At 70.1% G+C, this 13,441-nt stretch carries 13 protein-coding genes; 10 read left to right on the top strand and 3 right to left on the bottom strand.

Annotation, left to right across the window (positions count from 1 at the left end; genetic code table 11):
* Nucleotides 1–81: 81 nt before the first annotated feature.
* The gene (gene mihF, locus G3I65_RS12845) at nt 82–393 is read right to left on the bottom strand and encodes an integration host factor, actinobacterial type (protein WP_051767699.1); all 312 of its coding nucleotides are present in this window, start codon (nt 391–393) and stop codon (nt 82–84) included.
* Nucleotides 394–827: 434 nt separating this feature from the next.
* Between mihF and G3I65_RS12840 the strand changes: the two genes are divergently transcribed.
* From G3I65_RS12840 to G3I65_RS12810, 7 genes are all read left to right on the top strand, one after another.
* Nucleotides 828–2,456 (top strand): long-chain fatty acid--CoA ligase, encoded by a 1,629-nt coding sequence (locus G3I65_RS12840; RefSeq protein ID WP_160696311.1) that lies wholly within the window; start codon nt 828–830, stop codon nt 2,454–2,456.
* 100 nt (nt 2,457–2,556) lie between these two features.
* Nucleotides 2,557–3,846: an ABC transporter substrate-binding protein gene (locus G3I65_RS12835; protein WP_160696310.1), complete on the top strand. Its 1,290-nt coding sequence runs from the start codon at nt 2,557–2,559 to the stop codon at nt 3,844–3,846.
* Complete coding sequence (locus tag G3I65_RS12830; protein ID WP_160696309.1) at nt 3,843–4,739, top strand: carbohydrate ABC transporter permease; 897 nt, start codon at nt 3,843–3,845, stop codon at nt 4,737–4,739. Before G3I65_RS12835 ends, G3I65_RS12830 begins: the two co-directional genes overlap by 4 nt.
* Nucleotides 4,740–4,768: 29 nt before the next feature.
* Nucleotides 4,769–5,551 carry a carbohydrate ABC transporter permease gene (locus tag G3I65_RS12825; protein ID WP_160696334.1) on the top strand — a complete coding sequence of 261 codons (783 nt, stop codon included), beginning with the start codon at nt 4,769–4,771 and terminating at the stop codon, nt 5,549–5,551.
* A 349-nt stretch (nt 5,552–5,900) separates the two neighbouring features.
* Entirely contained in the window at nt 5,901–7,625 is a 1,725-nt protein-coding gene (locus G3I65_RS12820) for a TIGR03767 family metallophosphoesterase (protein WP_160696308.1), read from the top strand.
* 56 nt (nt 7,626–7,681) lie between these two features.
* The gene (locus G3I65_RS12815; RefSeq protein WP_086856281.1) at nt 7,682–8,083 is read left to right on the top strand and encodes a PaaI family thioesterase; all 402 of its coding nucleotides are present in this window, start codon (nt 7,682–7,684) and stop codon (nt 8,081–8,083) included.
* 71 nt (nt 8,084–8,154) lie between these two features.
* Nucleotides 8,155–9,408: a peptidase C39 family protein gene (locus G3I65_RS12810; RefSeq protein WP_160696307.1), complete on the top strand. Its 1,254-nt coding sequence runs from the start codon at nt 8,155–8,157 to the stop codon at nt 9,406–9,408.
* Nucleotides 9,409–9,467: 59 nt separating this feature from the next.
* Here G3I65_RS12810 and G3I65_RS12805 read toward each other — a convergent pair whose 3' ends face one another.
* Nucleotides 9,468–9,917 (bottom strand): carboxymuconolactone decarboxylase family protein, encoded by a 450-nt coding sequence (locus G3I65_RS12805; protein WP_160696306.1) that lies wholly within the window; start codon nt 9,915–9,917, stop codon nt 9,468–9,470.
* Between the two features lie 77 nt (nt 9,918–9,994).
* Here G3I65_RS12805 and G3I65_RS12800 point away from each other — a divergent pair, with 77 nt between their 5' ends.
* The 3 genes from G3I65_RS12800 (at nt 9,995) to G3I65_RS12790 (ending at nt 12,685) form a co-directional block, all read left to right on the top strand.
* Nucleotides 9,995–10,831 (top strand): sigma-70 family RNA polymerase sigma factor, encoded by an 837-nt coding sequence (locus G3I65_RS12800; protein ID WP_160696305.1) that lies wholly within the window; start codon nt 9,995–9,997, stop codon nt 10,829–10,831.
* Nucleotides 10,832–10,958: 127 nt separating this feature from the next.
* The gene (locus G3I65_RS12795) at nt 10,959–12,056 is read left to right on the top strand and encodes an S-(hydroxymethyl)mycothiol dehydrogenase (RefSeq protein ID WP_160696304.1); all 1,098 of its coding nucleotides are present in this window, start codon (nt 10,959–10,961) and stop codon (nt 12,054–12,056) included.
* Nucleotides 12,057–12,148: 92 nt separating this feature from the next.
* On the top strand, nt 12,149–12,685 hold the full coding sequence (locus G3I65_RS12790; protein ID WP_160696333.1) for a gamma-glutamylcyclotransferase family protein: 537 nt from the start codon (nt 12,149–12,151) through the stop codon (nt 12,683–12,685).
* On the opposite strand, the gene G3I65_RS12785 is transcribed toward G3I65_RS12790, so the two are convergent.
* A partial coding sequence (locus G3I65_RS12785; protein ID WP_275940150.1) for an FAD-linked oxidase C-terminal domain-containing protein occupies nt 12,682–13,441 on the bottom strand: 760 nt, incomplete at its 5' end. The two genes, G3I65_RS12790 and G3I65_RS12785, sit on opposite strands and share 4 nt — an antisense overlap.

The raw sequence follows: 13,441 nt of genomic DNA, 5'->3' as shown, positions 1-13,441 counted from the left end.
CTCCAGCGTCCCAGGCTTCGGGAGATCCGCGAGGGGAGTGTCACGAGCGACACTCCCCTCGCGGGAGCTCCTGACGACGAGCTACTTGAGCGCGTCGATGAGCGCCTCGCGCTGGCGCTCGCCCAGGCCGGCGGCCCGCCGGTCCGGGTCGATGCCGGCCTGCTCGAGCAGGGCGGCGACCTTCACCGCGCCGAGGCCGGGGACGGCCTTCAGCAGCTGGGTGACCTTCGTCTTCCCGATGGTCTTGTTCTCCTTGGCCTGCTTGAGCACCTTCTCGATGCTCTCCTTGCCGGACTTGATCGACGCGAGCAGCTCCGAACGCGCCTTGCGAGCCTCGGCGGCCTTGGCCAGGGCCTCGGCGCGCTGCTCCGGAGTCAACGTAGGCAGAGCCAACGTAGTGTCCTTTCCTCTCAGGTCTCCGCTTTCGCGGCCGACAGCTTTTGTGAGTGCTTGCTCCTGCAAGCGCTGCTCAGCCGTCTCTTGCCACGGCCCCAGTAAACGCCACCGGCTTCGTGGCCGTGCAACCGACACGCACTTATTACCCCCGGAGGTGATACCGGGCAACCCGCTCCGGCCTGCGGAAACGCTCCCAATAAGTGGCCCGGGTGGCCAGTGTCACCCGGAAGTGGAGCCTCCGTTACCGCACGCATTTCCTTGCCTATAAGGAAAGGCGCAAAAATTGATGATCTTGATCATCGTCCGGTGGTCGCCCGATCGCGCGACGACCGTGACCGAACGGAGCCGTTGTTGACCATGCCCGCTTCACCCGATCCGCACTAGAGTCGGCGCAACCCCAGTTCACCGGCGAACGACCCCCGGGAGCGACCATGTTGAGCACCATGCAGGACGGCCAGCTGTCGCTGGCGAACCTGCTCAAACACGGCACCTCGGTGCACTCGGCGAGCGAAGTCATCACCTGGACCGGTTCAGAAGCCCGGCGCGAGACGTACGGGGAGCTCGGCCGCAACGCCGCCCGCCTCGCGAACGCGCTCCGGAGCCTCGGCGTCACCGGCGACCAGCGCGTCGGCACGTTCATGTGGAACAACGCCGAGCACCTGGCCGCCTACCTCGCCGTCCCGGCGATGGGCGCCGTGCTGCACACCCTGAACATCCGGCTCTTCCCCGAGCAGCTGACCTTCGTCGCCAACCACGCCGAGGACCAGGTCGTCATCGTCGACGGCACGCTCGTCCCGCTGCTGGCCAAGCAGCTGCCCGAGTTCAAGACGGTCCGGCACGTCATCGTGGCCAACGGCGACGCGGCGGCCCTGCAGGCCCCGGACGGCGTCCAGGTGCACGCCTACGCCGAGCTGCTGGCCGCCCAGCCGGACACCTTCGACTGGCCGGACGTGGACGAGCGCTCGGCCGCCGCGATGTGCTACACCTCGGGCACGACGGGTGACCCCAAGGGTGTCGCCTATTCACACCGCTCGATCTGGCTGCACTCCATGCAGGTCTGCATGAGCGACAGCATGAACCTCGCGCAGAGCGACAAGGCGCTGGCGATCGTGCCGCAGTTCCACGCGATGGCATGGGGGCTGCCGTACGCGGCGCTGATGGTCGGCGCGTCACTGGTGATGCCGGACCGCTTCCTCCAGCCGGCCCCGCTCGCGGCGCTGCTCGCGGCCGAGAAGCCGACGTTCGCCGGCGCGGTCCCGACCGTCTGGCAGGGCCTGCTCGCCCACCTCGAGGCGCACCCGCAGGACATCTCCCACCTGCGTGAAGTCGTCGTCGGCGGGTCGGCGGTGCCGCCGTCGCTGATGCACGCGTTCCAGGAGAAGCACAAGGTGTCGATCCTGCACGCCTGGGGCATGACCGAGACGTCGCCGCTGGGCAGCGTGGCCCGCCCGCCCGCCTCCGCGACCGGCGACGAGGCCTGGCGCTACCGCTACACGCAGGGCCGCTTCCCGGCGTCCGTGCGGGCGCGGCTGCTCGACGACGACGGCACGGTGCTGCCCTGGGACAACGAGGCCGTCGGCGAGCTCGAGGTCCAGGGCCCGTGGATCGCCGGCTCGTACTACGGCGGCTCGCAGGTCGACCCGGACAAGTTCCACGACGGCTGGCTGCGCACCGGCGACGTCGGCAAGATCAGCGCCGACGGCTACCTGACGCTGACCGACCGCGCCAAGGACGTCATCAAGTCCGGCGGCGAGTGGATCTCCTCGGTCGACCTGGAGAACCAGGTCATGGGCCACCCGGCGGTGGCCGAGGCCGCGGTCGTCGGCATCCCGGACGAGAAGTGGGACGAGCGGCCGCTGGTCGCCGTCGTGCTCAAGGAGGGCCAGACGGCCACGCCCGAAGAGCTGCGCGACTTCCTGGCCGACAAGGTCGCGAAGTGGCAGCTGCCGGAGAACTGGACGTTCGTGGACGAAGTCCCCAAGACGAGCGTCGGCAAGTTCGACAAGAAGCGCATCCGCGCGTCCTACTCCGAGGGAAAGCTCGACATCGCCCAGCTCTAACGGGTAAATCTCCGGCGTGCCTAAACGCCTCTGAAGGCCACCATGAGGGACTCTGACGCCCTGATGGTGGCCTTCAGAGCATGTCGAAGGGGTTCTGGGGATGCAGCGAAACAGGCGCAGGTTCTTGGCGCTCGCGGGCTTGGGCGCGCTGACGGCGGCGTGCGGGTCGAACACGGGGCGGCAGGGTGACCCGCCGCCCTCCACGGCGTACTCGGCGGGCCCGCCGCCGTCGGACACCCCGAAGGTCGCGCTCCAGCAGTGGTACCACGCGTACGGCGAGGACGGCGTCCAGGAAGCCGTCAAGCGCTACGCGGCGAGCTACCCCGGCGCGACCGTGAACGTCCAGTGGAACCCCGGCGACTACGACTCCAAGATCGTCACCGCGCTGCAGAACAGCAAGGTCCCGGACGTCTTCGAGGCGCAGGTCAAGATCGACTGGGTGCGGCAGAACCAGGTCGTCCCGCTCGACGACGTCATCGCACCGGTGAAGGCCGACTTCAGCCCGGCCGTGCTCGCCGCGCAGACCGTCGAAGGCAAGGTCTACGGCATCCCGCAAGCCACCGACACGCAGGTGCTCTTCTACCGCAAGAGCCTGCTGCAGGCCGCCGGCGTGCAGCCGCCGCAGACGGTCGACGAGCTGATCGACGCGGCCTCGAAGCTGACGAAGGACGGCGTCAAGGGCTTCTTCGCGGGCAACGACGGCGGCGTCGGCGTGCTCACCGGCCCGCTGCTGTGGTCGGCGGGCCTCGACTACCTCAAGAACGGCAACCGCGAGGTCGGCTTCGACGACCCGCGCGCGGCCACCGCGCTCGGCAAGCTGCACACGCTCAACACCAACGGCTCGCTGCTGCTCGGCGCCCCGGCCGACTGGTCGGACCCGGGCGCCTTCATCGACGGGCTCGCCGCGATGCAGTGGACCGGCCTGTGGAACGTACCGAAGATCCGCTCGGCGTTCGACGACGACTTCGGCGTGCTGCCCTTCCCCAGGCTGGACGGCAGCGGCGCGCCGTCGGTGCCGGTCGGCGCGTACGGCGCGATGGTCAACGCCAAGAGCGCGCACGTCGCCGAGGCCAAGGCGTTCGTGAAGTGGCTGTGGATCGACAAGACCGACAACCAGCTGGAGTTCGCCACGAAGTTCGGCTTCCACGTGCCGGCCCGGCAAAGCCTGATCGACCGCGCGGACAACCTCAAGAACGGCCCGGCCGCCGACGCGGCCCGGTTCGTCAAGGAGAACAGCCACCTCGTCGGCGGTCCGGTGTGGACGCAGCAGGCGAACACGGCGCTGTCGGACGCGGCCGCGAAGATCGCCAAGGAGGGCGCGGACCCGGCGGCGCAGGTCAAGACGGCCGTCGGCGTGGCCCAGTCCGAGCTGAAGCGCTTGTTCGGATGAAACGGCGCGACGCGCGCGCCTTCTGGCTCTTCGTCGGACCGTTCCTGCTCGGGCTCGCGGTCTTCGCGTACCTCCCGATCGGCTGGAGCGCGTACCTGTCGTTCTTCGACGCGCGCAACACCGTGACGCCGACGGACTTCGTCGGGCTGGACAACTACGGGCACATGCTCACCGACGAGCCGTTCCTGTCGAGCCTGGGCACGTTCAGCGTGTTCGCGGTGTTCATCGTGCCGCTGACGTTCATGCTGTCGCTGGCCTTGGCGCTCGGCGTCAACCGGCTGCGGCTCGCGCGCGCGTTCTTCCGGTCGGTGTTCTTCCTGCCGTTCGCGTGCTCGTACGTCGTGGCGTCGCTGATCTGGAAGACGTCGTTGTTCTCGGGTGTCCGATATGGACTGGCGAACACCGTGCTGTCGGTGTTCGGCGTGGATCCGGTGGCGTGGACCGGGACGGTGCACCCGCCGCTGTACTGGATCGTGCTGGTGACCGCCCGGCTGTGGCTGCAGCTGGGCTTCTACATGATCCTGTTCATCGCGGCCCTGCAACGGATCCCGCGGCACCTCTACGAAGCCGCGTGGCTCGACGGCGCGAAACCGGGCTGGCAGGTGTTCCGGTACGTGACGCTCCCGCAGCTGCGTTCGACGGCGGTGGCGGTGCTGCTGCTGAACTTGATCAACGCCTACCAGGCGTTCGACGAGTTCTACAACATCATGGGCGACAGCCGCGGCTACCCGCCCTTCGCGCGCCCGCCGTTGGTCTACCTCTACTACACGTCGCTCGGCTCGGGCGGCCAGGACCTCGGCCGCGGCAGCGCGGGCGCGGTGATCCTGGCGCTGATCATCGCCCTCGTCACCTTGCTCCAGGGCCGGGTACTGCGTTTCGGGAGGACGGCGTGAGGGCGTTCTTCCGGTGGGCCGCCCTGATCGTGGCGGCGGTCCTGTTCCTGCTCCCCTTCTACCTGTTGCTGCGCAACGGCTTGGCGTCGCGGGCAGAGATCACCGCTCCCGAGTGGACGTTCTTCCCGTCCACAGTGCACTGGGAGAACTTCTCGAAGCTGTTCTCCGCCGAGGACGTCCCGTTCGCCAGGAGCCTGCTCAACTCGGCCATCGTGGCGGTGCTGCAGACGGTCGGCCTGCTGGTGCTCTGCTCCCTGGCGGGCTACGGCCTCGCCCGCATCCCGTACCGCCATTCCAAGATCGTGTTCTACGCGGTGCTGGCGACGCTGATGATCCCGACGTCGGTGACGTTCGTGCCGAGCTTCGTGGTGGTTTCGTCGCTGGGCTGGCTGTCGGACTTCCGCGGCCTGGTGATCCCCGGGCTGTTCAGCGCGTTCAGCGTGTTCCTGTTCCGCCAGTACTTCCTGGACTTCCCGCGTGAGCTGGAGGAAGCCGGGCGGGTCGACGGGCTCAGCCGCTGGGGCGTGTTCTGGCGGATCGTCGTGCCGAATTCGAAGGGGTTCTTCGCGGCGATCGCGGTCATCACGGTGATCGGCAGCTGGAACGCGTTCCTGTGGCCGCTGATCATCGCCCAGTCCCCGGATTCGTGGACGGTCCAGGTGGCGCTGTCGGGCTTGCTGACGGCGCAGAACCCCCAGCTGAACCTGCTGTTCCTGGCGGCCGCGGTGTGGATCCTGCCGATCGTGCTGCTGTTCGCGTTCCTGCAGCGGTACCTGGTGCGCGGGGTGACCGAGTCCGGGCTGACGGGCTGAACCGCCACCACAGCAGGACGAGCGTCGCCCGCCAGACCGGCGGCGGGATCGCGACCACGCCCGCCGCCTGGGTGGCCCGCGCGGCCGGGGTTCCAGCACCGCCTGGACGGCTTCCCCGCGGTCAAGGCGCTCGGCCCGGCGTTCGCCCGCACCACCGCCGACGACCTGTTCGCCCTCGGCACCGAAGTCATCCTCGACGGCCTCGCCGTCCGGCGGAATTGACCACGACCTTCGGCGGTACACCCACCCCGACGGCTGTGACAGGGTAGCTCGAAATGTCACGTTCATCGCCCGGACACCGACGTCCGGCACGGTGCTGGCAACCGAGAAGACTGGGGAGCGAACAACCATGGCCGAACTCACCCGGCGCACCGTCGCCACCGCGGGCGCCGCCGGTCTCGGGCTCCTGCTCTGCACGCCCACCGCGAACGCCCTCGACCGCGCCCTGCGGCTCACCGGCACCCGCTCGGTCAGCACCGCCGGCACCACGCTGGAGCAGGTCGCGACGGCGTCGGGCACGGGTTACTCGCGGCTGTCCGCAGGCCCCGGCTGGCCGCTGGTCGTCCGGAGCGACCTCGCCGCGCCGCAGAGCGGCCGCGATGACCGCCGCCGCGCGCTCAGCGCCTTCGTCCAGTTCACCGACCTGCACATCACCGACACCGAGAGCCCCGCGCGGTTCGAGTACCTGCACCCGTTCATCGGCTCCGCGCACCGGCCGCAGGAGGCGCTCGGCACCGTCGCCACCAGCGCGCTGGTCGAGCGCGTCAACAGCGTGCGGCAGGGCCCGTTCACCGGGCGGCCGTTCGACCTCATGGTGACCACCGGCGACAACACCGACAACCACGAGCTGATCGAGCTGGACTGGTTCCTCAAGGTCCTCAACGGCGGCAGCGTCACCCCGGGATCCGGCGACCCCGAGGTCTACGAAGGCGTCCAGAGCTCGGGCAACAAGGAGTACTGGAACCCCTCGATCCCGGGTGTCGGCGACGACTACTCGGCCAAGGGCTTCCCGCAGCTGCCGGGCCTGCTCGAGGCGGCCATGAAGCCGTTCACCGCGCCGGGTCTCGACGTGCCGTGGTTCTGCACCTTCGGCAACCACGACGACAGCATCGTCGGCTCGCTGCCGGCCCAGATCCCCGGCATCGACGCCTGGTACACCGGCAAGTACAAGGTGATCGGCAAGGACGAGACCACCGCGAAGAAGCTCGCCGACGCCATCCGCAAGCCGGGCTCGAGCATCCCGGTCGCCGAGCTGTTCGGCGGTTCCGGCACCATCCGCGAGATCACGCCGGACGCCCGGCGCCGCCCGTTCACCACCGCCGAGTTCGTCCGCGCGCACCTCGACGCGGCCAACACCGGCCCCGGCCCGGCCGGCCACGGCTTCACCAGCGCGAACGCCGACGGCAAGAACGTCTACTACACGTTCCGGATCGCCCCGGGCATCACCGGCATCAGCCTCGACACCACCACCGACGCCGGGTTCGCCGACGGCTCGATCGGGCTGGCGCAGTACAACTGGGTCGAGTCGACGCTCAAGCGGAACAGCTCGGCGTACTACGACTTCTTCGGCCGCAAGGTCACCCACGCCGTCACCGACGAGCTGTTCATCCTGTTCAGCCACCATACCAGCGGCTCGATGGGCAACCTGCTGCCGGACTCGCGCCACCTGCTCGACCCGCGCCTGGACGGCAACGCGTTCGTCGCGCTGCTCAAGCGGTTCCCGAACGTGCTGGCCTGGGTCAACGGCCACACGCACCGCAACCAGATCACCGCGCACGCCGGCGGCACCCCGAAGCAGGGCTTCTGGGAGATCAACACCGCGTCGCACGTCGACTTCCCGCAGCACGCCCGCATCGTCGAGGTCGCGGACAACGCCGACGGCACGTTGTCGCTGTTCACGACGTTGATCGAAGCGGAAGCGCCGTACGCGGTGGACTACGGCGCCCGGACCCCGCAAGCGCTTGCGTCGCTGTACCGCGAGCTGTCCTACAACGACATCCACACCGACCCGGGCCGCGTCGGCGCGAGCGCGGACCACAACACCGAGCTGCTGCTGGTGCACCCGCTGTCCTGAGCGCGTTACGTCGGAGGTAATCGCCCCGCGGCGGGCTTTCGGGCAAGCTGCGGGGCATGACCGATCCCGAGGGCACGCAGCTCTTCCACCGCTCCATGCCGTTCTCCGAACGCCTCGGCGTCGAGGTGCTGGAGCACGGGCCCGCGCTCGTCCGCAGCCGGCTGAAGTGGGACGAGAGCCTCTGCACGCTCGGCGGCGCGCTGCACGGGGGCGCGCTCATGGCGCTGGCCGACTCGACCGGCGCCGTGTGCGCGTTCCTCAACCTGCCCGAGGGCGGCCAGGGCACGACGACCGTCGAGTCGAAGACGAACTTCCTGCGCGCGGTGCGTTCGGGCTACGCCGTTGCGTCGTCCAGACCACTGCACGCCGGGCGCAAGTTCGTCGTCGTGGAAACCGAGGTCCACGACGACGACGGCAAGTTGGTCGCGAAAGTGACACAGACGCAGGCCGTCCTCTAGGTACCTGTTTACATACCTCGCCGGACCGGCGAAAATCCTCGCCTACTGGGTGGGTCGAGCGAGGAGCCGCGATGCGGGTACGCAGTCTGTTCACATTACTGTCGGTTGTCGTGCTGACAGCCGTAACCGTTCAGGTCGCCGAGGCGGGGCCACGCGACGACGAAGCCATCGACTACCACGAGTGGACCGGCGGCCGCTTCCACGAGGGCGACTTCGCCGGGCTCGCGCTGACCGGGGACGGCCTGCGCATCACCCACCCGGTCGGCACGGTGCAGCACACCGAGCCGGAGCTCGGCACGACGCGGACGTACGAGTACAGCCAGTGGACGTCCCCGGCGTACCGGCAGGGCTTCGGCGCGACGCAGCTGGTCGCGTCCTGGAACGCGAAGACGCCGGCCAAGACGTGGCTGCAGGTCGAGGCGCAGGGCCGGACGTCGGCGGGCGCCGAAACCGGCTGGTACGTGATGGGCCGCTGGGCCAGCGGGGACGCCGACATCCTCCGCACCAGCGTCGACGGCCAGGACGACGCGAACGCGCTGGTCGACGTCGACACGCTGGTCACGAAGGCCGGGGTGACGCTGAAGTCGTACAAGCTGCGGATCAGCCTCTACCGCGAAGCCGGCTCGGGCGCGACGCCGTCGGTGTCGCTGCTGGGCGCGATGACGTCGGCGGTGCCGGACCGCTTCGAGGTGCAGCCGACGAAGCCGGGGCGCGCCACCGGGATCGAGCTGAAGGTGCCCGCGTACGCGCAGAACCTCCACAAGGGACAGTTCCCGCAGTACGGTGGGGGCGGCGAGGCGTGGTGCAGCCCGACGTCGACCGAGATGGTGGCCGAGTACTGGGGCAAGAAGCCGTCCGCCGAAGAGATGTCGTGGATCCCGGCGGACTACGTCGACCCGCAGGTGGCGTTCGCGGCGCGCTACACCTACGACCACGCCTACGACGGCACCGGGAACTGGCCGTTCAACACCGCCTACGCGGCGTCGCGCGGGTTGAAGGGGCACATCACGCGGCTGCACTCGCTGAACGAGCTGGAGAACTACATCGCCCGCGGCATCCCGGTGATCACGTCGCAGTCGTTCCTGGCCTCGGAGCTGGACGGCGCCGGCTACGGGACGGCGGGCCACATCATGGTCGTCGTCGGGTTCACGAAGGACGGCGACGTGATCGCCAACGACCCGGCGGCCAGCAGCAACGACCGCGTGCGGAACGTCTACAAGCGCGACCAGTTCGAGAAGATCTGGCAGCGGACCAAGCGCTACCGCGCGGACGGCTCGGTGGCGGGCGGCCCCGGAGGTGTCGCGTACATCATCACCCCCGCCTGAATCCGTGAAGGCCTCCTTACCGGGCAAAAAAGCCGGTAAGGAGGCCTTCACGGCTTTTGTCACCAGGCCTTGCCCGCCTGCTCCCGGATCGCGCGGTTGATCCGGTTGAAGAAGCCGGTCAGGGCGATGTTCAGGACGATCGCCGACAGCTGCTTGTCGTCGAAGTGCGCGGCGGCGGCCGCCCAGATCTCGTCCGTGACGCCGGGCTGGCCGTCCTGGATCCGCGTCGCGGCTTCGGTCAGGGCGAGCGCCGCCCGCTCCGGCTCGGTGAAGAACGGCGTCTCGCGCCAGGTGACGACGTTGTGCAGCCGGTCGTCGGTCTCCCCCTGCCGCTTCGCCGACGCGACACCCGCGTAGACGCACGGGCTGCAGCCGTTGATCTGGCTGGCCCGCAGGTGGACCAGCTCCAGCAGCAGCGGGTCGATGCCCGCGCCGTGCACCACCTTGAACAGCTGCTGGACCGCGCCGACCACCTCGGGGCTGCTCTCGCTCGTCAGCCGTGCTTCCATCATTTCCTCCATCGGTTACCTGTGCCCCTCCGGGCTCGTCACCACCACGACGGAGCGGAACCGAGGAAGGTAACGACATGCCCGACACGCTGGCCGAAGCGTTCGAAGCCCGGCGCGACCGCCTGCGCGCGGTGGCCCACCGCCTGCTCGGCTCGCACGCCGACGCCGAGGACGTGGTCCAGGAGGCCTGGCTGCGGCTGTCCCGCCACGACACGGCGGCCATCGACAACCTCGACGGCTGGCTGACCACGGTGGTCGGCCGGATCAGCCTGGACGTCCTGCGCTCGCGCAAGTCGCGCCCCGAGTCGCCCTACGACGAGATCGTGGTGGCGGTCGACGACGGCAGCGAGGACGTCGCCCGCGCGGACTCGGTGGGCCTGGCGCTGCTCGTGGTCCTCGAGTCGCTGGGCCCGGCCGAGCGGCTGGCGTTCGTGCTGCACGACCTGTTCGCGGTCCCGTTCGAGGAGATCGGCCGGATACTGGGCAAGTCCGCGGGCGCGACGAAGATGCTGGCCAGCCGCGCCCGCCGCAAGGTCCGGGCCGCGGACGCACCCCCGGCCGGACGCGCTTCGCAGCGCGAGGTCGTGACGGCGTTCCTGCGCGCGGCCCGCGACGGCGATTTCGAGGGCCTGCTGCGCGTGCTCGACCCGGACGTCCAGCTGACGGTGGACACCCCGGGCGGCGTGGTGGTGGTCCTGGGCGCGACGAAGGTGGCGGCGGGCGCCCAGTTCGGCGCGGCGTCCGACGGCAGCACGGTGCTGGTCGGCGGCCTGCCGGGAGTGGTCGCCTGGCGTCCGGACGGGTCGCCGTTGTCGGTGGTGGCGTTCGTGGTGGCGGACGGCCGGGTCACGCGCATCGCCGCGGTGGCCGACCCGGCCCGGCTGGCGTCCATGGACCTGCCGAAGCCGCAGTGACCCCAGTTGCGGAGAGCGCAACCCGTTGCGTATTCACCACCGAAGCTCACTCATGCGGATGTCGCCATCTCCGCGTGATCCGTGATTAGCTGCGGGCAGGACCGCAGGAGCCGGAAGGTGGATTCGCATGCCGTACGAGGTGCAGGGGGTCGTTTCGCGGGCGAAGGGCGAGCCCGTCTCGCTCGAAACCGTCGTGGTGCCCGATCCCGGGCCCGGCGAGGCCGTCGTGAACGTGCAGGCCTGCGGGGTCTGCCACACCGATCTGCACTACCGCGAAGGCGGGATCAACGACGACTTCCCGTTCCTGCTCGGCCACGAAGCCGCCGGTGTCGTGGAAGCCGTCGGCGAAGGGGTCACCGATCTCGAACCCGGTGACTACGTCGTCCTCAACTGGCGCGCGGTCTGCGGCACCTGCCGGGCCTGCAAGCGCGGCAAGCCGTGGTACTGCTTCTCCACCTTCAACGCCGCCCAGCCGATGACGCTCACCGACGGCACCAAGCTGTCGCCCGCGCTCGGCGTCGGCGCGTTCCTCGAGAAGACGCTCGTCCACAGCGGACAGTGCACGAAGGTGAACCGGGAAGCCGAACCCGCCGTCGCCGGGCTGCTCGGCTGCGGGGTCATGGCCGGGCTCGGCGCCGCCATCAACACCGGGGCGGTCACCCGCGGGGACTCGGTCGCCGTCATCGGCTGCGGCGGGGTCGGCGACGCCGCCATCGCGGGCGCGAAGCTGGCGGGCGCGACCACGATCGTCGCGATCGACATGGACGACCGGAAGCTGGGGTGGGCCAAGGACTTCGGCGCGACGCACACCGTCAACAGCCGGGGCCTCTCCGAGGAGCAGGTCGTCGAGGCCATGCAGGACGCGACGAACTCGTTCGGCCCCGACGTCGTCATCGACGCGGTCGGCCGCCCCGAGACCTGGCGCCAGGCGTTCTACGGACGCGACCTGGCCGGCACCGTCGTCCTCGTCGGCGTGCCGACGCCGGACATGCGGCTGAACGACCTGCCGCTGATCGACTTCTTCTCGCGCGGTGGCTCGCTGAAGTCGTCCTGGTACGGCGACTGCCTGCCCAGCCGGGACTTCCCGATGCTCGTCGACCTCTACCTGCAGGGCCGGCTGCCGCTGGACAAGTTCGTCACCGAGCGGATCGGCGTCGACGGCGTGGAGCAGGCCTTCGAGCGCATGCACCACGGTGACGTCCTGCGCAGCGTGGTGACGTTCTGAGCCTCTTCACCGACGAGGACTACCCGGCCGACCCCTACCCGGGGACCCGGCCGGGCTTCTCCTTCGTCCACACCGAGGGCGCCGGCCACCCGCTGGCGACGGCGCCGGCCGGCTGGCGCGACAGGCAGGCCGTGCTCGCGTACGGCTCCAACGCGAACCCGTCGAAGATCAGCTGGATGCGGGCCGAGCTCGGGCTCGAAGGCCCGGTCATCGTGGCGCACGCGCGCTGCGACGGCCTCGCCGCGGTCTGGGCCGCCGGCCTGCGGTACCGCGACGGCCAGCGCCCGGCGACGCTCACCGCGCTGCCGGGCGTCGAGGAGCACGCCGTCTGGTTCGTGACGCCGGAGCAGCTCGCGGTGCTGGACGTCTGCGAGGGCCGCGGCAACCGCTACCACCTGGTGCGGCTCACCGACCCGGACATCACGCTCGAAGACGGCAGCCGGGTGACCGACGTGCTCGCCTACATCGGCGCGGTGCCGATCCGGTACCCGCTGCTGGTCGACGGCAAGCCGGTGCGCACGGCCGACGTCCTGCAGGCGCAGGCCGTCGAGCTGACCGGCGAGCCCGCCGACGGCCCGGGCATCGCGTGCGAGGTCGTCGAGCCGCCGGACGGGCGCACCTTCCCCTAGACCAGCTTGCCGGGGTTGAGGATTCCGGTCGGGTCCACCGCGGACTTGGCCGCCCGCAGCACATCCACGCCCAGCGAGCCGATTTCCGCGCTCAGGTACGGCGCGTGGTCGACGCCGACCGCGTGGTGGTGGGAGATCGTGCCGAGCCCGGTGATCGCCTCGCACGCCGCCGCCTTCGCGCGCTGCCACTGGCCGACCGGGTCGACCCGGTCGCGGGCGGTCAGCACCGTGAAGTACAGCGACGCGCCGGTTTCGTACGCGTGCGAAACGTGGCACATCACGATCGCACGGCCGAGCGACGCCGTCAGCGCCGCGCGGACGTCGTCGCGCAGCTCATCCACATTGGACCAGTAGGCCGCGGTCTCCAGCGTCTCGACGCAGATCCCCCGGTCCAGCAACGCGTCCCGCTGGCGGGGTCCGGCGAACCGGCCGTGCCGCCAGGATTCGCCGAGCGCCTTGCCGACGCGCACCGCACCCGCGGCCTTCAGCCGGCGGACCGTCTCGCGGCGGCGCAGCGCGACGTCGTGCGCGCTGCCTTCCCAGCCGACGATGAGAAAGCACGGCCGCCGCACCCCGCGCGCGGCGAGGTAGCGGCGCAGCGCCGCCGTCTTGAGACCCGCGTTCAGCGCCAGCGAGACCTCGGTTTCGTCCACATCGGACAGCCGGGTGACGTCGGCGAGCGCGTGGTGCTGCGCGAGGTCGCGGACCGCCTCGGCGCCGGCCGCCCAGCCGGGCAGCGCGTAGCCCTCGTAGCGC

This window comes from Amycolatopsis sp. SID8362 (assembly GCF_010550475.1).
Lineage (GTDB): Bacteria > Actinomycetota > Actinomycetes > Mycobacteriales > Pseudonocardiaceae > Amycolatopsis > Amycolatopsis eburnea.
This window is presented reverse-complemented; position numbering and strand designations above follow the sequence as displayed.